Annotated in this window: 21 protein-coding genes; 11 read left to right on the top strand and 10 right to left on the bottom strand. The window is 67.9% G+C overall.

Annotated elements, in window-relative coordinates:
* Positions 1 to 4 precede the first annotated feature (4 nt).
* The 3 genes from AB1411_04080 (at position 5) to AB1411_04090 (ending at position 2,078) form a co-directional block, all read left to right on the top strand.
* The gene (locus tag AB1411_04080) at positions 5 to 832 is read left to right on the top strand and encodes a S1/P1 nuclease (GenBank protein ID MEW6542772.1); all 828 of its coding nucleotides are present in this window, start codon (positions 5 to 7) and stop codon (positions 830 to 832) included.
* A complete protein-coding gene (locus AB1411_04085; protein MEW6542773.1) occupies positions 813 to 1,475 on the top strand; it encodes a hypothetical protein in 663 nt (220 codons plus the stop codon). Before AB1411_04080 ends, AB1411_04085 begins: the two co-directional genes overlap by 20 nt.
* Positions 1,476 to 1,673: 198 nt before the next feature.
* Positions 1,674 to 2,078 (top strand): hypothetical protein, encoded by a 405-nt coding sequence (locus AB1411_04090; GenBank protein ID MEW6542774.1) that lies wholly within the window; start codon positions 1,674 to 1,676, stop codon positions 2,076 to 2,078.
* 50 nt (positions 2,079 to 2,128) lie between these two features.
* Here AB1411_04090 and AB1411_04095 read toward each other — a convergent pair whose 3' ends face one another.
* A complete protein-coding gene (locus AB1411_04095) occupies positions 2,129 to 3,352 on the bottom strand; it encodes a serine hydrolase domain-containing protein (protein ID MEW6542775.1) in 1,224 nt (407 codons plus the stop codon).
* 30 nt (positions 3,353 to 3,382) lie between these two features.
* Between AB1411_04095 and AB1411_04100 the strand changes: the two genes are divergently transcribed.
* A complete protein-coding gene (locus tag AB1411_04100) occupies positions 3,383 to 3,889 on the top strand; it encodes a DUF4112 domain-containing protein (GenBank protein ID MEW6542776.1) in 507 nt (168 codons plus the stop codon).
* Between the two features lie 87 nt (positions 3,890 to 3,976).
* On the opposite strand, the gene AB1411_04105 is transcribed toward AB1411_04100, so the two are convergent.
* The 3 genes from AB1411_04105 to AB1411_04115 form a co-directional block, all read right to left on the bottom strand.
* Positions 3,977 to 5,995 carry a hypothetical protein gene (locus tag AB1411_04105; GenBank protein MEW6542777.1) on the bottom strand — a complete coding sequence of 673 codons (2,019 nt, stop codon included), beginning with the start codon at positions 5,993 to 5,995 and terminating at the stop codon, positions 3,977 to 3,979.
* A complete protein-coding gene (locus AB1411_04110; GenBank protein MEW6542778.1) occupies positions 5,985 to 6,440 on the bottom strand; it encodes a nucleoside deaminase in 456 nt (151 codons plus the stop codon). Before AB1411_04110 ends, AB1411_04105 begins: the two co-directional genes overlap by 11 nt.
* An 88-nt stretch (positions 6,441 to 6,528) precedes the next feature.
* Positions 6,529 to 7,740, bottom strand: coding sequence for a THUMP domain-containing protein (locus AB1411_04115; protein ID MEW6542779.1), 1,212 nt, complete (start codon positions 7,738 to 7,740; stop codon positions 6,529 to 6,531).
* 34 nt (positions 7,741 to 7,774) lie between these two features.
* On the opposite strand from AB1411_04115, the gene AB1411_04120 reads away from it, so the two are divergent.
* Together AB1411_04120 and AB1411_04125 are read left to right on the top strand one after the other, a co-directional pair.
* Positions 7,775 to 8,512 (top strand): SDR family oxidoreductase, encoded by a 738-nt coding sequence (locus AB1411_04120; GenBank protein ID MEW6542780.1) that lies wholly within the window; start codon positions 7,775 to 7,777, stop codon positions 8,510 to 8,512.
* Complete coding sequence (locus tag AB1411_04125; protein MEW6542781.1) at positions 8,509 to 9,240, top strand: SDR family oxidoreductase; 732 nt, start codon at positions 8,509 to 8,511, stop codon at positions 9,238 to 9,240. The genes AB1411_04120 and AB1411_04125 overlap by 4 nt, the downstream gene beginning before the upstream one ends.
* Positions 9,241 to 9,249: 9 nt before the next feature.
* Here the strand turns inward: AB1411_04125 and AB1411_04130 are convergent, their stop codons facing one another.
* Both AB1411_04130 and AB1411_04135 read right to left on the bottom strand, forming a co-directional pair.
* Positions 9,250 to 9,612 (bottom strand): hypothetical protein, encoded by a 363-nt coding sequence (locus AB1411_04130; GenBank protein ID MEW6542782.1) that lies wholly within the window; start codon positions 9,610 to 9,612, stop codon positions 9,250 to 9,252.
* Positions 9,613 to 9,637: 25 nt separating this feature from the next.
* Positions 9,638 to 9,955: a hypothetical protein gene (locus AB1411_04135; protein MEW6542783.1), complete on the bottom strand. Its 318-nt coding sequence runs from the start codon at positions 9,953 to 9,955 to the stop codon at positions 9,638 to 9,640.
* A 140-nt stretch (positions 9,956 to 10,095) separates the two neighbouring features.
* Between AB1411_04135 and AB1411_04140 the strand changes: the two genes are divergently transcribed.
* Both AB1411_04140 and AB1411_04145 read left to right on the top strand, forming a co-directional pair.
* The gene (locus AB1411_04140; GenBank protein ID MEW6542784.1) at positions 10,096 to 10,647 is read left to right on the top strand and encodes a DUF3365 domain-containing protein; all 552 of its coding nucleotides are present in this window, start codon (positions 10,096 to 10,098) and stop codon (positions 10,645 to 10,647) included.
* Between the two features lie 6 nt (positions 10,648 to 10,653).
* Positions 10,654 to 11,088, top strand: a complete 435-nt coding sequence (locus AB1411_04145) for a DUF5069 domain-containing protein (protein ID MEW6542785.1) — start codon at positions 10,654 to 10,656, stop codon at positions 11,086 to 11,088.
* Here the strand turns inward: AB1411_04145 and AB1411_04150 are convergent.
* From AB1411_04150 to AB1411_04160, 3 genes are all read right to left on the bottom strand, one after another.
* On the bottom strand, positions 11,085 to 11,615 hold the full coding sequence (locus AB1411_04150) for a DUF2726 domain-containing protein (protein MEW6542786.1): 531 nt from the start codon (positions 11,613 to 11,615) through the stop codon (positions 11,085 to 11,087). The two genes, AB1411_04145 and AB1411_04150, sit on opposite strands and share 4 nt — an antisense overlap.
* Positions 11,616 to 11,619: 4 nt before the next feature.
* Positions 11,620 to 12,792, bottom strand: a complete 1,173-nt coding sequence (locus AB1411_04155) for an anhydro-N-acetylmuramic acid kinase (GenBank protein ID MEW6542787.1) — start codon at positions 12,790 to 12,792, stop codon at positions 11,620 to 11,622.
* Between the two features lie 169 nt (positions 12,793 to 12,961).
* Positions 12,962 to 14,218, bottom strand: a complete 1,257-nt coding sequence (locus AB1411_04160; GenBank protein MEW6542788.1) for an adenylate/guanylate cyclase domain-containing protein — start codon at positions 14,216 to 14,218, stop codon at positions 12,962 to 12,964.
* A 217-nt stretch (positions 14,219 to 14,435) separates the two neighbouring features.
* Between AB1411_04160 and AB1411_04165 the strand changes: the two genes are divergently transcribed.
* The 3 genes from AB1411_04165 to AB1411_04175 all read left to right on the top strand — a co-directional run bounded on the left by AB1411_04165 (position 14,436) and on the right by AB1411_04175 (position 17,300).
* Positions 14,436 to 15,353 carry a metal ABC transporter substrate-binding protein gene (locus AB1411_04165; GenBank protein ID MEW6542789.1) on the top strand — a complete coding sequence of 306 codons (918 nt, stop codon included), beginning with the start codon at positions 14,436 to 14,438 and terminating at the stop codon, positions 15,351 to 15,353.
* Positions 15,354 to 15,605: 252 nt separating this feature from the next.
* On the top strand, positions 15,606 to 16,385 hold the full coding sequence (locus AB1411_04170) for a metal ABC transporter ATP-binding protein (GenBank protein ID MEW6542790.1): 780 nt from the start codon (positions 15,606 to 15,608) through the stop codon (positions 16,383 to 16,385).
* Positions 16,386 to 16,481: 96 nt separating this feature from the next.
* Positions 16,482 to 17,300, top strand: coding sequence for a metal ABC transporter permease (locus tag AB1411_04175; GenBank protein ID MEW6542791.1), 819 nt, complete (start codon positions 16,482 to 16,484; stop codon positions 17,298 to 17,300).
* Here AB1411_04175 and AB1411_04180 read toward each other — a convergent pair.
* Positions 17,297 to 17,806 (bottom strand): pyridoxamine 5'-phosphate oxidase family protein, encoded by a 510-nt coding sequence (locus tag AB1411_04180; GenBank protein ID MEW6542792.1) that lies wholly within the window; start codon positions 17,804 to 17,806, stop codon positions 17,297 to 17,299. The genes AB1411_04175 and AB1411_04180 overlap by 4 nt on opposite strands.
* Positions 17,807 to 17,839: the final 33 nt, after the last annotated feature.

Raw genomic sequence — 17,839 nt, forward strand, 5'->3', positions numbered from 1 at the left:
AACCATGGCGACGACGGCTCTCTTGCGGACAAGCATCTTTCACGTCCTGGCCGGTGCGCTCCTCTGCCTGTCGCCCGCGCAGGGCTGGGCCTGGGGCGACGAGGGACACAGGATCGTGGCGCTGGTGGCCGAGAGCCGGCTGACGGATCGAGCGCGGGATGCGACGAGGGCGCTGCTCGACGGCGACAACCTCATCACCGTGGCCACCTGGGCGGACGCCGTCAAGGGCGAGCGGTCCGAGACGGCGTCCTGGCACTATACCGACATCCCGAAAGCCGCCGATTCGTACGACCCAACCCGCGATTGCCCCCAGGGGAATTGCGCGGTGGAGCAGGTCGAGCGGTTCCGGACGGTCCTGGACAACCAACTGAGACCCCGATCTGAGCGGATTGAAGCCCTCAAGTTCCTCGTGCATCTCGTGGCGGATCTGCACCAGCCCCTGCACAGTGTGGACGATCGCGACCGGGGCGGGAACGAGGTCTTGGTGACCTTCATGGGCCAGCGCACGAGACCGGATCGGGACCGCCCGTGGAACCTGCACGCCGTGTGGGACTACGGGCTCATCGAGCAGGTCGGGATGACCGAGACCGACTATGCCCGCCACCTCACGAGATGGCTGCGCGGCCAGCCGGTTGCCGAGTGGGAGCGCGGCACGGTGCTCGACTGGACGTTGGAGGCCCATCGGGTGGCCGTGGCCCAGGCCTATGCCGTTCCCGCGGATCGGCAGCTCGGGGCGGACTATCTGCGCGCGATGCGGCCGGCGCTGGATACGATGCTGGCCAAGGCGGGCGTGCGGCTCGCCAAGATGCTCAATGACCTCTTTCGAAAATAGGCTGCCGCTGGCCGGCGGTCTCGCGCTCCTCCTCGCCGCCTGCATCCCCTACAAGCCCACGGTCTCGCTGGAGGACAGTCCGCAGGCCATTCCCGTGAACGTCCTGGTCCAGACGCTGCGCGACGCCACGCTGCCGGCGGACAGGGAAGATCCGGCGGAGGGGGGCGTCTCGCAGACGAGCCTCCGGATGATGGAGGGCGAGCCGGGCCCGCTCGTCACCCAGGCGGTCTTCGGCGGGCTGCACGCGAGTGGCCTCTTCCGGTCCATCAGCAGGAAGGAGGAGCGGCCCGATCTGATCCTGAGTGGCACGATCCGCCGCTTCTCCGGCCGGGTCGTCCTGCCCGCCTGGGTGCTCACGCCGGTCATCGGCCAGATCGGGCACCTCGTCCTGGGCCCGACCCAGGAATGGATCGGCGAGGTGGACCTGGAGGTGACGCTCTCCACGCCGCACGGGCAGGTCGTCGGTACCTATCGGGGCCATGCGGCCTACGACGAGCTGGCGGAGCATGACCGCCGTCACTGGGCCACGCCCCTCTACCCGGCCCACCAGCGCCTGAACGAAGCCCTGACGGAAGCCGTCCGGCAGGTTCACGATCAGATGCTCGCGGATCGGGAGAAGCTGGTGGCCTCGACGGCCCGGTAACTGCCGGCTTCCGGCCCTGTGGCATCTCTCACAGCCGACTGCGCGATTCCTGCAACAGTTTGGCGACCTCGGCGCGAAATCAATTCACAAGTGTCTCAAATGTTGGAGTGTCTTGGTTGGCCTCGCTCTTGCCTGATCGGGGAGCTCTGTGGTTAGGTGAGGCGTCTCGGGGACCAACAGCGAAAGGAACAAATGGTCATGTCGATGCGAACCCCGGTGTACGTGATGCTTCTGAGTGCGATCCTGCTGACGGCTTCCCTGGCCGCCGCAGCCAGGCCGCATCTCGTGAGCGACCGGAGCCAGGCTCCGCAGATGGTCGGTCCGTTCAATGACCGGACGGAGCCGGCGGAGAGCCGGTTCGCTCCCTTCTCCAATCCTTCAACGGATCTGCTCCGGCAGCCGCCCGGCAGGGCCGGCCGCGTTCATCCGGACGACGCGGCGGTGACGCCCTACTTCGGCGCCGGCTTCAACGGCGGGTACCCCACCCAGCAGGATCGGATGCTCCGGGAGAGCCTCGTGCAGGACGATCGCAAGCAGCGCGATCTCTTCGGCAAGAGCCTCGTGCCGAACGAAGTGCAGATGGGCGTCCGCATCCCGTTCTGATTGACACCGCACATTGCGAGGGCGTGCCGGCAGCCGCCAACGAAGCCAGGTCACCCCTTGACCTTGTCCGGATAGACCGTCTGGATCAACTTGAGGGTCAACGCGTCGGCTCCCGCCCGGTTCGGGTCCATGGTCAGCAGGACCACGAAGGTCGCATCGAGCTCGGGTGAATAGAGGATGCAGGTGTCGTAACCCGGCACCTCGCCCCGGTGGCCGATGAACCCGGCGAGGGTCAGCACCCCCAGTCCGTAGCGCGCGGCTCCTCCCGTGGGGATGGCCACGGTCTTGAACTGCTCCTCCTGCATCTTTTTGCTGACGAGCTGCCCGGTCCCGAGCGCCTTGGCGTAGACCTTGAGGTCGTTGAGGTCCGAGACCATCGCGCCGGCCGTCCAGGGCCAGGAGGGGTGCAGGGCGGTCACGTCCGTCATCGCGCCGGGCGTCTTGCTCCCACGGAGCGTCATCGAGAGGGTGAAGAGGTCCGCGTCCGCGATGTAGCCCTTCGCGTAGGGCTCCTGCAGGGTCTGGTCCCTGGGGAACGAGGTGTTGGCCAGACCCAGGCGCTTGATGATCCGCTGGTCGATCTCCTCGGCCGCGCTCTTCTTCTCCTTGCTCTCGTCCTCGAGGATCAGGCCCAGGAGCGCGTAGCCCGTATTCGAGTAGTGGTATTCCTTGCCGGGCGGGGCATAGTCCCGGTGGGAGACGGCGAAGTTGATCAGCTCCTCGGGCGACCAGACGAGCAATAGGTTCGCGTAGCTGACCGCCTCCAGGGCCGGGTCGTCGGTATAGCTGAACAGCCCGCTGGTGTGGTTGAGCAACTGCCGGATCGTGATGTCCTTGGCGTTGAGGATGTTCAGCTTGTGCTTGCGGACGTACTTTTCGATCGAGTCGTCGAGGCCGATCCGGCCCTCGTCCACGAGCTGGAGGACCGCCGTCGCGGTGAACATCTTCGTGAGGCTGCCGATGCGGACCTTGTGGGTGACCGCGAGCGGGGTCTTGGCGCCCGCATCGGCCACCCCAAAGGCCTCGACCCAGGTCCCGCGGTCCGGAGCCCAGACGCCGATGATCGCGCCGGGGATGCCCGCCTGCTGGATGGCGGTCTGGACCGTGCTTCTGAGCGAGACGAGCTGCTGCTCGCTGAAGGTGGCCGCCGGCTTGGGGGGCCGCGCCTCACCGCCGGATTTGCACCCGCCCGTTCCCGACAGGAGCAGGATCGCAAGGGTCGCCGCCAGGGTGGAACGTCCGAGACGATTCAGGCCGATCGTGATCCTTTCCACAGGGCCTCCTTTCTGCTACATCTCTCCGCCGTGACCGATCGGGACCAGGCAGGACGGCGTTCCGGCTCCGCCGATCCGGAGCGCGAGCTGTTGGTGACGACCGCCGAGACGCTGGCGGCCATCCTGGATTCGGCTGTCCGCATTCCCGGCACGCGGATCACGGTCGGACTGGACCCGCTGCTCGGGTTGATCCCCGGCGTCGGGGACCTGCTGGCCAGCCTGATCGGGGCCGCGATCCTGGGCATCGCGGCCCGCCTGCGGGTTCCGAAGATCGTGCTCGCCCGGATGTGCCTCAACCTGCTCCTCAACGGGGCGCTGGGCGCGGTGCCCGGCGCCGGCGACGCCTTCTCCGTCTGGTTCCGCAGCAACGTTCGCAACGCGGCGTTGCTCCGCCGGGTGGTCCAGGTCCCTCATCCGACCACGGCCCCGGACTGGGCCTTCGTCGTCGGCATCCTGGGGATGACCCTCGCGCTGCTGATCGGGGCGATCCTCGTGATCCTCTGGCTCCTGGCCCGACTGTGGGAGTTCCTGCGGTAGCGGATTCGCCGGAGCCGCCGACCTCCCTCTCTACCGAGCCGGACCGGTTCTGTCAATGGAAGGCGGCTTGCGCGACAGAGCCGCACGTCAGCGATCCAGAAAGAGCGCGCCCTCACCCGTCAGGATCTGTCCGTTGTCGCGCTGGCCGGAAGCCGAGGCCGGCACGAGGACGTACTCGTCCTCCTCCGCTAGGTCGAAGAACCCGCCCAGGCTCTTGCTGTGCGCCGTGCCCATGCCGGTCGGGACGAGGTACCGGTCCTTGCCGCCCTCGTCAACGAAGAGCCCCCAGGCACCGAGATCGGCCAGGCCGAGCCCGTCCGATTTCGAGAGGTCGTAGCGGTCGTCGCCGGTCCCCGCGTCCAGACAGAGGGCGACGCTCCGGTCCCAGGCGGCCCCGCCGTCATAGTGGGGGCCGGTGGAGCCATAACGGTCGTATCCCTCGTAGTCCACGTGCAGGCCGAGGCCGCCGTGTGCGGCTGCCCCCAGCCCGTACCGGGCTGCAAGGTGCTGATCGTGGCCGGCGAGGTCCAGCTTGATCCCCGCGCCGAAGAAGTAGCCGGCGCCCTGCGAGAAGTTGGCGCTCCGGTACCGGTCGTCGCCCGCCAGGTCAAGGAGCCAGCCCTCCCCGCCAGCCACGCCGTCGAAGGAAAGAGTCTCGCCGTCGCGGCGGACGACCCGGAAACCGGAGCCGGCTCCCAGCCCGAAGCAATCGTACTGAAAGAAAGGGTCGTCCCGCTTGGCCTCCGGATGCTCCTCGATGTTATAAGCGCTGGCGAGATGATCGCCGCACTCGTACCGGTCGTCGCCGTCCCCGTCGAGGACCGCGCCGAGCCCCAACGGGCCCCCGAAGCCGAGGGAATAGCCGAAGCTGGTGAAGCGGTCCTCCCCGAGCCGGTCCATCAGGAGCCCGAGCCCGCCCAGGGCCGCACCCTGCGTGAAGGTGGCCCCAATGTACCGGTCCGCTCCCTCGCGATCGTCCAGGATCCCGATGCCCGCGAAGCCGGTGCCGCCTGACCCAATGGCCAGCTCGTAGGTGTCGTCCCCGAACCGGTCAACCAACAGGCCGACGCCCAGCCGGCCAGTCGCCAGGCCCAAGGGCGAGGCACGATAGGCGTCGTGGCCGGACAGGTCCAGGATGACGCTGATGCCCCGTTCCGGCGAAGCCGGCGCGGCGATCGCTCCTTCATAGAGGTCGTCCCCGCCCAGGTCGAGGATCAGGGCGAACCGCTGATCCAGGTGATACCGGTTGGGCCCGCGGTCGCCGATGACGATCAAGCCGGCTGGCGTCTCTCTGACGAGGAGCACGTCGCCGGTGACGCCGGGCGGAGGAGGCTGGGCCGGCTGGTCGGCGAAGATCTCCTCCATGAGCCCCAGCCACCGGTCGTCGTCCAGCCGCGCCAGCACTTGAGCGGCGGCGAGCAGCGAAGTCTGGTCAATCTGCCGGCCCACCAGGTCGCAGAAGCGCTGCATGGCCTGAACCTGCTGGCTGGTCCGCTCGTCCGTCTCGTCCACCTGGGGCGTGAACTGCTCCACGAGGGTCGCCGCATGGTCGAAGAGGAACTGCCGCTCGGCCTTATTGAGCTTCCGCAGGGCATGCTCCCGGAACTGTCCGGCCTGTTGCAGCACCGACGTGAGAAAGGCCATCTGAACGTCAACCAGCCGATCCTCTGGGACGGGCGGGACCGGCGCCGAGGCGGCCACGATGTTTCCCGTTGCCGCCAGGGTCTCGAGCAACTCCGACAGGGGGATGGAACCGGACCGGGCCAGGCCGGCGAGGCGGAGTCCGTACCGTTCGAAGGTGCTCATCCCGGCCCAGGGGGCGGGCAACCCCTGCGCGACGAGGTCCTGCGCATGGCTGGCCGGAATTGCGTCGCGCAATGAGGTGAGCGTGACCGTCTGCGCGGCGGAGACGCGGCGATCCAACTCGATCTGGACGATTCCTTGCAGCCTGGGGATCGCCGGCGCGGGTAGGGCATCCACCGTCGGGACGGTTCCGGAGGGAGGCCCCGAGGCGCAAGCGCTCACCAGCACGAACAGTGCGCCGACCCCGAGAATTTCTGACAGACGGGTGGAGGCCTGGCTGGTCACCGCAGGGCTAGTCTTCACCGATGTCTTCGTTCCAAATCTCGGGATGGGCTGCGATGTAGGAGGCCAGGATCTCGATACACTCGCGGGAGTGGAGGTCAATCACCTCGACCCCCTGCTGGCGGAGCCAGTCGAGACCACCCTGGAAGTTCACCGACTCGCCGGCCACGACGGTCCCGATGCGGAACTGGCGGACCAGCCCGCTGCAGTACCAGCAGGGGGCCAGGGTCGTGACCATGATCGTCTGCCGGTAGCTGCGCTGCCGGCCGGCTTTGCGAAACGCGTCGGTCTCGCCGTGGATGGAGGGGTCGTTCTCCTGCACGCGGCGGTTGTGCCCGCGCCCGAGGAGCAGGCCCTGTTTCGTGAAGAGGGCGGCGCCGATCGGAATCCCCCCTTCGGCCAGCCCCTGCCTGGCCTCCTCGATCGCGACCCGGAGCATCGCCTGGTAGTCGGGCACTTGGCTCATCGGTCCCGTTCTCCTCTTCTGATGGTGTGGCGCATCGGTCCGATTGGTCCTCGGCAACCCCACGGAGCGTGCCCCTCCCGGACCATGCTCACCGGGAGGGGGCCCCACGGAGCGTGCCCCTCCCGGACCCACGTACCAGCTTGAACTCGAACAGCCGGCACTCCAACGCCCCGTTGAAGAGCGGGGTACGGCGGGACGGGGCCAGCCCGATCAGCTTGGGCAGTCGCGGGTCGGCACTCAGGAGATAGGCGCGCCAGCCGGGAAACTGTTGCTTGAGCCGGTCGCCCAGCTTGGGATAGAAGGCCGCGAGGGCCTCCCGCTCCCCCACCCGCACCCCGTAGGGCGGGTTCGTGACGATGAGGCCGGACTCGGCCGGAGGCGTCAGCTCCAGCACGTCGGCCAGGCGGAGCGAGACCGAATCAACCAGCCCGGCCGCCTCCAGGTTGGCCCGCGCCGCGTCCAGCGCCGCTTGGTCGCGGTCGCATCCGTAGAGGCGGAGCGGGAGCCCGGCGGCCTGGCGCGAGCGGCTGGCCTGGCAGAGGGTCTCCCAGGCCCGCCGGTCGAAATTCCTGAGCCGCTCGAACGCAAAGCGCCGGCCCAGCCCCGGCGCGATCCGTCGCGCCATCAGGCCGGCCTCGAGCAGGATCGTGCCGCTCCCGCACATCGGGTCGAGCAGCGGCTGGTCGCCGGTCCAGCCGGCCAGCTTGAGGAGGCCCGCGGCCAGGTTCTCGCGCAGCGGCGCCTCGCCGCCGGCCAGGCGGAAGCCCCGCTTGAACAGGGCCTCTCCCGACGTGTCGAGGTACCAGGTCGCGGTCCGCTCCTCCAGGAAGGCGTCGATCCGGATGTCCGGCTTGGCCGTGTCCACGCTGGGTCTGGCGCCGGCGGCCTTCCGGAAACAGTCGCAGATCGCGTCCTTGATCCGCAGCGTCACGAAGTCCAGGCTCTGGAGCGGGCACCGGCGGGCGCTGACCTTGACCTTGATCGTCTGGTCGGGCGTGAACCAGTCGGGCCAGGGGAGGAGGCGGGTCGCCTCGTAGAGGTCCCGCTCGTCCCGGTAGGCCCCCTGGCCGACGCGCCAGAGGATGCGGCTGGCCAGGCGGGACTGGAGGTTGGCCGAGTAGCAGAGGGTGAAGGGCCCGGCGAACCCGACGCCGCCGGGCGCAGGCTCGAGGTCCTGGGCGCCGAGCTCGGCCAACTCGACGGTGAGCAACGGCTCCAGCCCGCGCGGGCAGGGAGCGAAGAAGGGCTCGATCCGACCGGCCGCCACGGCGTCCCGGCGCTTTTTGCTATAATCGGCCATTCGCCGTCGCGGCACCGGAATCCGGAATAGCAAGATGAACGTACGAGGAAAAGTCGCGCTCGTGACCGGCGCCGCCAGACGGGTCGGGCGCGCGATCGCGCTGGCCCTGGCGCAGCGGGGCGCCTCGGTCGCGATCCATTGTAATCGTTCCCGGCGGGAGGCTCAACGACTGGCCGAGGAGCTGCGCCGCCGGTTCGGGACCGACGCGCGGGTCTTCACCGCCGACCTGGCCGACGTGCGCCAGGTGACGCGGCTGGCCGACGCGGTCGTGCGCCGCTTCGGCACGGTGCACGTGCTGGTGAACAACGCCTCCCTCTACGAGAAGAGCCGCTTCGGCCGGACGAGCCTGGCCGAGTGGAACGGGCACCTCGACGTGAACCTGCGCGCGCCCTTCTTCCTCAGCCAAGCCCTCGGTTCCCTGATGAAGCAGGCCGGCGAGGGGAAGATCGTGAACATCGCCGACTGGTCGGCCCACCGTCCCTATGCGACGTACATTCCCTACTGTGTCTCGAAGGCCGGGCTCCTCTGCCTCAACGCGGCCCTGGCCAAGGCGCTGGCGCCCGAGGTCCAGGTCAACGCCATCCTGCCTGGGCCGGTCCTGTTGCCCGAGGGCACCAAGCCGAAGCTGGCGCGCGCCGTGCGGGAGGCGACCCTGCTCAAGCGGCTGGGCCGTCCGGAAGACGTGGCGCAGGCGGTGCTCTTCCTGATCGAGGGATCGGACTTCGTGACCGGCGCGGCCCTGACCGTGGACGGGGGGAGGCTCATCGCGTGACGGACAGGAAACGGCTGGACGGGAAGGTCGCGATCGTCACGGGGAGCAGCAGCGGGATCGGCAAGGCCATCGCCCTGACCTTCGCGCGCGAGGGGGCCCGCGTGGTCGTGGCCGCCCGCCGGCCGGCGCTCTGCGAGCGGGTGGCGGCCCAGATCCGCGAGCGGGGCGGAGAGGCGCTCGCGGTGCAGACCGACGTGACGGACGAGGCGCAGGTGGATCGGCTCGTCCGGGAGACCGTGAGCCGGTTCGGCCGGCTCGACATCCTCGTCAACAACGCCGGCATCGGCGGCGGGGGCCGTCTCGTCGAGACGAGCACCCAGGCCTTCGACGAGGTGCTCGACACCAACCTGCGGGGCACGTTCTTCTGCTGTCGGGCCGGCTTCCGGCAGATGATGACGCAGAAGACCGGGGGCACGATCCTCAACATGTCCAGCGTCGCCGGGGTGCAGGCCTGGGCCGGGACCGGCACCTACAGCGCCTCCAAGCACGGGATCATGGCGCTCACGAAGGCGCTGGCCGACGAGGGAAGGCCGTACAGGATCAAAGTCAGCGCGATTTGCCCCGGCGGCGTGGCCGACGCACTGGTAGACGCTCCGCCCGAGGAGATCGAACGCAGCGAGCAGATCAGCCCCTACGACATCGCCGAGACCGCCGTGTATCTCGCGTCCCTGGGGCCCTACGCGGTCGTGCACCAGGTGATCGTGGACCGGCTGGGTGCGGACTGGTAGATCGGGAGATCAGTCGCAGCCGATGCGGCGCCCCGACACGATCAGCCCGTTGGGATCCGAGAAGAAGATGAGCTGACAGCTCACGTTCCCGCCGTACATCGGCAGCGTCCCGTAGTAGTCGGCCTGGCCCGGCATCCGGTCGATGGTGAAATCCCAGCCCATCTCGAGGTACCCGTCCTTCGATTCCTTCGGGTGCAGGTTGGGCGGCCCCAGCTCATAATAGAGGTCGCTCTTCTGCTTGCCGATCCAGCGGTTGATCACGTCGTCCCAGGTCTGATAGTTCCCGGTGACGCCCGGCTGCATCTCGCTCGCGCAGCCGGCGATGACTAGCGCGAGCAGCAGGGCCAGCAGTCTCATCGTCCGTTCGCTCATCACGCGCTCCTTCCTTTTCATCCGCTTACGGAGCGGCCCAGAGGACCCGATTGTCCTTGTCCAGCAGGCGGAGGGCCTGTTTCTCGTCCGGCGAGAAGTAGAGGCGCCGGTTGCCCTCCCTCCCCGTCAGGACCAGACCGATCTCTCCGTTGGCGTCAAGCCCGAGCCCGGCCCTGGTGCGGCCGAACTTGTCCACCAGCAGGAACTCCTCCGCGTTCACGACCTTGAAACGCTGCTGGGCCCAGGCCGGGTCGGTCGCCCAGAACCGGCCGGAGAGGGCGCCGCCGACGAGCCCGGCCAGCGCCGCGACCATGAGCACCGTCGCAAACTGTTTCCGATCCATAGGTCCGCTCCTCCCGTCTGACTGTTCCCGCCCTTGTATCACGTTCCGCCTTGCGATGCGATCCCTTGTGTCCGTGAAATCCTTTGCAGTAAGATCGGCCACATTTTCTCGGGCTCATTGGGGGGAAAGAGGAGGAGCACATGCAACGGCGCAGCACCAAACGGGCGGCTCTGCTCGCGGGATTCCTCAGCCTCGTGTGGCTGGTTTCCTCCGTGCAGGCCGAGGAGTCCTACGAACTGGCCGCCAGGTACATCCTGGAGACGGTCAAGGCGTTCCGGGCTGCCTACGTCATCAACGTGGTCGAGCACGTGCGGGAGGGCGGGATCCTGCCCAACGAGGAGTGGGTCAAGAATTCCCACACCATTCCCCTGCCCGCCCAGTTCGTGAAGGCCGCCGCGGCGGACATCGAGGACTTCGAGATCGGCCTCATCGGTCTCACGCCGATCTACCGGAACAACCTCCCCCGGACCCAGGCGGAGGCCGATGCGCTCATGAAGATGGCAACCGACCGGACGAAGCGGGTCGTCACCTTCGTGGACGGGAAACAGTTCAAGGCCATGTCCGCGGACGTGGCGGTCGTCCAGTCCTGCGTGGACTGCCACAACGGCCACCCGAACAGCCCCTGGCGGAACTTCAAGAAGGGCGACGTCATGGGGGCGCTCGTGGTGCGGTTGAACATGCAGAAGAAATAGCCCGCGATGGCCCCGCCCTATCCGCGCAGCCCCACGGTCCGGCTCGGCGGCCTCGCGCACCTGGCTCGGTTCATCGATAAGGTTCGCCTGCGCCACGCGGGTCACATCCAGGACTACAACTTCCTCACGACCGGGTTCGACAAGCACCTGCTCGAGTTCCTGGACGTTGCGCCGCTGGCGATCGAGCAGCGCATTCTCGCTGGCGGCACCGACGAGGAGATCCTCGCCTGGGTGCGGGCGAACGGCCGGCCGCGGTCGGCGGACGAGGTTGCCCGCTGGAGCGACCTGCTGCTGAGCAGCAAGCCCAAGGACGACGAAGCACGCCAGCGGTTCCAAGCCCGGCTGGCCGAGGTGGCCGCCAAGCGCGGAACGACGGTCGAGCGACTGCCGAAGGTCAGCACCTGGGCGGAAGCCATTGATCTGGACGAGGATCGACTCTAGCCTTCTTCAGCCGTGCCCAGGAGTTCCGCCAGCGCCGGGACCGTATAGGCCATCCTGGCGTCGAGCCGGACCAATTCGAGCCCCGCCTTCTGCAAGATCCCCTCGACCAGCCGGTCCCGCTCGCGCTTCTGCGGCGTGGTCCGAGTCTGATCGTCCAGCTCCACCACCTTGGCCACCGTCAACGTTCCCGGATGGAGGAGGAGAAAGTCCACGCGCTTGAGCGCGATCCGGTTCAGAAAGGCCGTCCGCGTCGCCCGATCGCTCCCCCCGATGTCCACGAGACACCAGAGCGGCACCTGGGCGAAGACCAGGTACTGGTCCTGCACGGCCAGCCGCAGGAGGTTGTAAAAGGACGCCTCGGTCTCGGTCAGCACCGGCTGGGCTTGGAGGATCAACCCCTCGGGCACCGGCGGCTGGATCGCCTGGGCCCGGTCGGTGGGAGCCGTCTGCTGGCGGCGACCCAGACGCAGCACGAGCAGGAGCGCGAGCCCCAACCCGCCCAGGACCAGGAGGGCCGTTTCGGTCATGCCGTCACCGCCGTGTCCCGGTTCGGACCCGGCTCCCCGGCACGATCTTGCCCAGGACCACCGGGTGGGACGCACCCGTCACGGAGGGCACGTTGGTGCCTTCGCCCTGCATGGCCTGGTAGGCCAGCACGGCGAACGCCGCCGATTCGAAGGCCTTGCTCGACCAGCCCAGGTCTTCGAAGGTGCGGACCGGGGTCGGCGCGAAGACGCTGCCCAGGTCCCGCATGAGCGATCGGTTGCGGACGCCGCCTCCTCCGACCACTACCTCGTCAATCGTTCCCTTCAGCCACCGCCTCGCCCCGCCGATCGCCGCGGCGGTCAGCAACGTGCAGGTCGCCATGACGTCCTCCGGGGCGAGCTTGCGCCGGCGCATGTGGGACAGGACCCGCGCCAGGAACGGCTCTCCGAACTCCTCCCTCCCGGTCGTCTTGGGGGGGCGGCGCGTGAAGAAGGGGTGGGCCAGCAGCTCGGCCAGCAGCAGCGGGTCCACCGCTCCCCTCGCGGCGATCCGTCCGTTCCGGTCCATGGCCAACCGGCCGCGGGTCAGACGGTGCGCCAGTGCGTCCAGCACCATGTTGCCCGGTCCCGTGTCGAAGGCGCGGATCGAGTCCAGATCGCCGCCGGCCGGCAGGTAGGTGACGTTGCCGATCCCGCCCAGGTTCGCGATCAGGCGCGAGACGCGGGCGTTCCGGAACAGGAGGTGGTGGACGTAGGGGGTCAGCGGCGCTCCCTCCCCGCCGGCGGCCAGGTCGCGGGGCCGGAAGTCGGCCACGGTGGTGATGCCGGTCCGTTCGGCGATGATGCAGGGCTCCGCGATCTGCAGGGTGGAGCGGATGAGCCCGAGGCCCGGCTCACGGACCGGTTGGGGACGGTGGTGGACCGTCTGGCCGTGGGAGCCGATCAAGTCCACGTCCGACGGACGCAGCCCGGCCCGTTCGATGACCTTCAGGGCGCCCCTGGCGAACCACTCGCCCAGGACCGCGTTGAGGTGGCAGATCTCGGCAACCGTGCCGTGGCTCGCGGCGTCCAGGATCCGCCGGCGAAGCCGGGGCGGGTACGGGGTGGGCGCGAAGGCGCGCAGCCGGACCCGGAGCCCGCGGGCGGCGGGAGCGATCGAGACGAGCGCGGCGTCCACTCCGTCCCCCGAGGTGCCCGACATCAAGCCGACGACGTTCACGCCTGCTTTTCCCTATTCACGAATGACGAATCGCGAGTGACGACAGACGATCCTTACAGAACGCGGGCTACGCTAGCCGATGTCTCGTGAGCGGTCAAGGGAAAGCTCGGCCCGGGAGCGCTCCAAGAAGCTGCTGGTTGGAGCCCGGGTCGGGGCCGGCGGCCGCCGGTCAGAGATTCTCGCGAGGGGTTGCCGAGCGGAGCACTTCTCGAATGGCGTTCGCGTCGAGGCGCAGCACTTCCGAAACCGAGAGGTTGGCGATGTCGGCCGACTTTGGCGCTCGCTCGTGGTCCGGCAGGTCGAGGACGCGCGAGTAGGTCCTGGGAATGAGGTGCTCCCCGTTCCCGGACGGCCTCCTGATCCCGTAGGTCACGTGCTCGAGGATTTGGGAGGGCAACGAGCTGAGGAAGTGCTTGGTGGCCCAGATGGCGCCGTCCCGGGCCTGGCCCGAGAGCCGCGCCGTGATGTTGACGGTGTCGCCGAGCGCGGTGAATTCCGGCGTCGGCAGGGTCGGCAGGTAGCCGAACCATTCCCGGCCTTCGTGGAGCCCGATGTTGAGGACCAGGTCGTTCAGCCAATGCTTTTTGACCTTCCAGGACGCGCTGATCTCCTGCATGATCTGCCGGATCGAGTCGGCGCAGAGGAGGGCGTTCACGATGTGGGCATAAGCGCTGTCGTGCCGCGCCAGAAAATAGCGCACCACCCCGTCTCCGACGTGCTTTCCGGAGGCGCCGCCGTGGTCGCGGAACGGCTGCTCCAGCCGCGACCACATTTCGGTGATCAGCTCGAAATATTCCTCCGGAGGCAGGTCCGCGCAAATTTTTACGGAATTCTGAAGGTCGGCCACTAGAACCGCCATCGACTTCATGGCGGGCAGCTTGTTCATCAGGAGGTCGGAGATGACGTTCTGGCGTCCGGTCAGCAGATCCAGCATGGGGGACAGATTCAGGGCGGCGGGAATCCAGATGACGAGGATCCCCTCCCGGAAGATCGCGGCGACGCGATGGTGCCGGTCGAACGGGGACTTCCGGAAGCGCACCGACTCTTCCCGATAATCAATCGCCGGCAGAGCGGGGAACTCTTGAGGCCAGACCTGCTGCAGCCATTCCACGACCTGGCTCCCGAGCGGCACGAGCATCGGGTTCTTCGTCGGAGGCGGGATGTCGCCTTGCACCAGCGGCAGGTGGCTCTTGACGAAGCTCTCGAAGTCTCCGACCAGCTCGATGGCTTCGGTCGTGAAGAGCAGCTTGAAGAAATGCCGCTCCTCGATTTGGGCGATCTTGCGGACGGGGCGTCCGAAGATCATCTCCTCGGCTTGGGCGTTGAGCCATTCAATGTCCCAGTTCCGGCTAACCATGTACGCCGGATACGCGATCTGGGTGATCACGCGCGGGATCTGGGGTTGAATGTCGGCTTTCGTCGTCATCCGTTTACCTTGCTCGCGGCCTTGGAGGGGCCTCTCCGGCGGTTCTTGCCTGCATCCCCTCTGCCTCTGCTGAGGCAGCGTGACTCAGTGAAATCACAGTCTACGTAAATTGTCAAACATAAACGCGAATTCGACATGGCGCGTGCGGCGTCGCTCGTCGCGCCGCGGCTGTTCCGACGCGTTGACTTTCGCCGGATGCGATGCTACGGTCCCGCGCATGCTTCGGAGGCTCCTGGCGTGCGCCCTCGCGATCAGCGCGGCGGCCGCGTCCTTCCTGCTCGCTCCACCGACATCGGCTTCCGCTGCGGAACCGGTCCGCGTGGTCGTCACGATCCCGGTTTTGAAGGATCTGGCGGAACGGATCGGGGGGCCGCACGTGCGCGCCACCTCGCTCCTGACCGGCCTGGAGAGCGAGCACAGTTACTCCCCCAGGCCCAGCGACCTGGTCGCGGTGCGGAAGGCGCGGGTCCTCCTCGAGATCGGCCTCGGGCTGGAGGTCTGGGTCTCTTCGCTGGTCCAGAACTCCGGAAACCCCGCGCTCCTCGTCGTCACGACCTCGCAGGGCATCGAACCGGTGCGTGAGCCGGCCGGACACACGGGCGGCGGGCACGAGCATCAGGCCGGCAACCCGCACGTGTGGCTGGACCCGGAAAACGTCAAGGTCATGGTGCGGCACATCGCCGAGGCTTTCGGCACGGTGGATCCGGCGCACGCGGCGGATTACCGGGCCAACCAGGCGGCCTACCTGCGCCAGCTCGATGCCCTGGAAGCGGAGCTGTCGGCGCGGCTCGCGCGTCTTCCGGACCGGCGCATCGTCGTGCACCATCCGGCCTGGCCCTACTTCGCCCGGCGGTTCGGGTTCCTGGTCGTGGGAGAGATCGTGAGCCAGGCGGGATCGGAGCCGTCGGCTCATCACATTCAGGAGCTCATCGCGGGTATTCGAAAGGAGCGGATCCGGGTCGTGGTCTCCGAGCCCCAGTTGAACCAGAAGATTCCGCAGATGCTGGCGCGCGAGACCGGCGCCCGCGTCGTGGTCTTGACGCCGCTCCCCGGGGCGGTGCCCGGCACCGAGACCTATCTGGACCTCCTGCGGTACAACGTCCGGCAGCTTGCACTGGCCCTCGAAGCCTCGTAGGCTATCAGGATGTTGAAACAGTCCTCCAGCTTTGTTCTCGCATCGCTCAAAGCCTCAACGTACAGCGAAGAGTACGCCTCGGCTTCTCGCTCGCTGCGGCCTCGCTGGACGGCCTGTTTGAACATCCTGGGTGTCCGAGAACTCCACGGCTGGCTTTGACGGTTACATTTTTGAGCATCAGCGGAGTTCTTTAGCAGCCAACTAGACGGAATCAACGGCACCGACCGAAACGCCGCCGCGGAGCTGCATTCCATGGGCAATACGATCATCCGGTTCTCGCACGCGACCTTCGGGTTCCCCGGCGTCGTCGCCCTGCAGGACATCTCGCTGGAGATCGGCGAGGGGGAGTTCGTCGGGGTCATCGGCCCGAACGGGTCCGGGAAGACGACCCTCTGCCGGGCGGTGCTGGGGCTCATGCCCCCGCTGGAGGGAAGCCTCCAGATCTTCGACTGCGCCTGCGAGGAGCTACGGTGCCATCACCGCGCGCGCATCGGATACCTCCCGCAGAAGGGGACGCTGGACCGGAACTTCCCGATCACGGTCCTGGAGGCCGTCATGATGGGCCGGTACGGCGCGCTCGGGCTCCTGCGGCGGCCGGGCCGGCGCGACCGTGAGATCGCCCTGGAGGCCCTGAGCAACGTGGGCATGCAGGACCATCGCAACAGCGCGCTCGGCCACCTATCCGGGGGGCAGCAGCAGCGGGTCCTGATCGCGCGGGCGCTGGCGCAGCAGCCGCAGGTCCTGCTGCTGGACGAGCCGACCACCGGGCTCGACATCACCACGCAGCACGGGGTGCTGGACCTGGTCCGTCGCCTGCACCGGGACCTCACGTTGACGGTCCTGCTGATCACGCACGACATCAACATGATCCGCGACCACGTGGACCGGCTCGTGTTGTTGAAGACCCGCCTCTACGCGGCCGGGCTCCCGGAGGAGGTGCTCCGGCCCGAGGTGCTCCGCCAGGTCTACGGCAAGGACCTCGTAATCACCGAAAAGGACCTGATCATCGTCGAGGACTATCACCACCATTGATTCCGTGAAACGTGAGGGGTGAGACGTGAGGGCTTTCAATGCCAGGTCGGTTTCCTGCGTCTCACGTTTCACGTCTCACGTCTGACGCGGCGTTCCATGATCGAGATGCTCTCCTACGAGTTCATGCAGCGCTCGCTCCTGGCGGCGGCCCTGGTCGGGGCGGTCTGCTCGGTGATCGGCGTCTTCGTGATCCTGCGGGGGCTGGCCTTCGTCGGGGCGGGCACGGCCCACGCGGCCTTCGCCGGCGTCGCGTTCGCCTACCTGGTGGGACTGCCCCCGCTGCCGCTGGCCGTGGCGTTCGGCCTCGTGACGGTCTGGGTGACCGGCGTGATGGAGGAGCGGGGACGGATGAAGCTGGACGTCTCGATCGGCATCCTCTACACCGCGACGATGGCGCTGGCAATCCTCTTCATCGGGCTCATGAAGGGCTACAACGCGGAGGTGTACGGGTACCTGTTCGGGAGCGTGCTGTCGGTCACGCCGGAGGAGCTGCGGGCGATCCTGTGGCTGGGCCTGATCGTCGCCGGGGTCATCCTGCTGTTTGCGAAGGAGCTCTACTTCATCGCGTTCGATCAGGAGATGGCGGAGGCGTCGGGCGTGCCGGCCCGGCGCATCTTCTACCTGCTGCTCACGCTCGTGGCACTCACCGTGGTGGTGTCGCTGAAGACCGTCGGGGCCATCCTCGTGTTCGCGATGGTCCTGATCCCGGCCGCCACCGCCTACCAGCTCACGCACAGCCTCTACGCGATGACCGGCTACGCGGTGCTGGTCGGCGTCCTGTGCGCGGTCGGCGGCGTGCTGCTCTCCTACGTCTGGGACCTGCCGTCCGGGCCGGCCATCGTGCTCCTGGCCACGACCGTCTTCTTCCTCTCGGTGCTCTTCTCGCCCAAGCGTCTCCGGCGGGTGCCGGCTTAATCATTCGGGACCGACCGGTAGTCGTCAGCCGCCACCCAACCCATCACGCCGAAGCCGCCGACGTAGTAGAGATCCGCGATCTCCATCCGGTAGAAGGCGAAGTCGCCGAAGTCCACCCAGTCCCCTGCCTCCGGGTGCCTGGCCAAATAGGCCTGTCGGGCCGGCTCCCGCTCCTCCTGCGGGACCCTGGAGACGCGCCCCAGGACCGTGACGCGCGCGGCGGCGAGTGGATCGCCGGTCGCCGCGCCCTCCATGACCATCAGGCTGGCGCGCGGATCGGCCTGCAGATTCTTCGTGTGCATGGCCATCGTGCTGATCAGGAAGAGCGGGCGACCTCGTCCGTCCAGGGCGTAGGGCATGACGGACCCGAAGGGCCAGCCGGGATGTTGCTGAGACAGGGTGGAGAGGCTTCCCAGACGGCCCAGCTCCAGCAACCGGCGGGCCTGCGCCGCCAGGGAGGAGCCGGGAGCAGGAGCCCGCTCATTCTGTGGAGCGCGGTCGGCCAAGGAACGTCCCATTACAGTACAAGGTGTATCTTT

The organism is Nitrospirota bacterium, from assembly GCA_040757595.1.
Taxonomy (GTDB): Bacteria; Nitrospirota; Nitrospiria; order Nitrospirales; family Nitrospiraceae; genus JBFLWP01.

Bases quoted from the DNA above. Each gene is read 5' to 3' on its own strand.
- AB1411_04135 (MEW6542783.1), bottom strand. From the start codon at position 9,955: ATGGATCGGAAACAGTTTGCGACGGTGCTCATGGTCGCGGCGCTGGCC.
- AB1411_04090 (MEW6542774.1), top strand. From the start codon at position 1,674: ATGTCGATGCGAACCCCGGTGTACGTGATGCTTCTGAGTGCGATCCTG.
- AB1411_04080 (MEW6542772.1), top strand. From the start codon at position 5: ATGGCGACGACGGCTCTCTTGCGGACAAGCATCTTTCACGTCCTGGCC.
- AB1411_04085 (MEW6542773.1), top strand. From the start codon at position 813: ATGACCTCTTTCGAAAATAGGCTGCCGCTGGCCGGCGGTCTCGCGCTC.
- AB1411_04115 (MEW6542779.1), bottom strand. From the start codon at position 7,740: ATGGCCGATTATAGCAAAAAGCGCCGGGACGCCGTGGCGGCCGGTCGG.
- AB1411_04165 (MEW6542789.1), top strand. From the start codon at position 14,436: ATGCTTCGGAGGCTCCTGGCGTGCGCCCTCGCGATCAGCGCGGCGGCC.
- AB1411_04170 (MEW6542790.1), top strand. From the start codon at position 15,606: ATGGGCAATACGATCATCCGGTTCTCGCACGCGACCTTCGGGTTCCCC.
- AB1411_04110 (MEW6542778.1), bottom strand. From the start codon at position 6,440: ATGAGCCAAGTGCCCGACTACCAGGCGATGCTCCGGGTCGCGATCGAG.
- AB1411_04145 (MEW6542785.1), top strand. From the start codon at position 10,654: ATGGCCCCGCCCTATCCGCGCAGCCCCACGGTCCGGCTCGGCGGCCTC.
- AB1411_04150 (MEW6542786.1), bottom strand. From the start codon at position 11,615: ATGACCGAAACGGCCCTCCTGGTCCTGGGCGGGTTGGGGCTCGCGCTC.
- AB1411_04175 (MEW6542791.1), top strand. From the start codon at position 16,482: ATGATCGAGATGCTCTCCTACGAGTTCATGCAGCGCTCGCTCCTGGCG.
- AB1411_04130 (MEW6542782.1), bottom strand. From the start codon at position 9,612: ATGAGCGAACGGACGATGAGACTGCTGGCCCTGCTGCTCGCGCTAGTC.
- AB1411_04140 (MEW6542784.1), top strand. From the start codon at position 10,096: ATGCAACGGCGCAGCACCAAACGGGCGGCTCTGCTCGCGGGATTCCTC.
- AB1411_04120 (MEW6542780.1), top strand. From the start codon at position 7,775: ATGAACGTACGAGGAAAAGTCGCGCTCGTGACCGGCGCCGCCAGACGG.
- AB1411_04160 (MEW6542788.1), bottom strand. From the start codon at position 14,218: ATGACGACGAAAGCCGACATTCAACCCCAGATCCCGCGCGTGATCACC.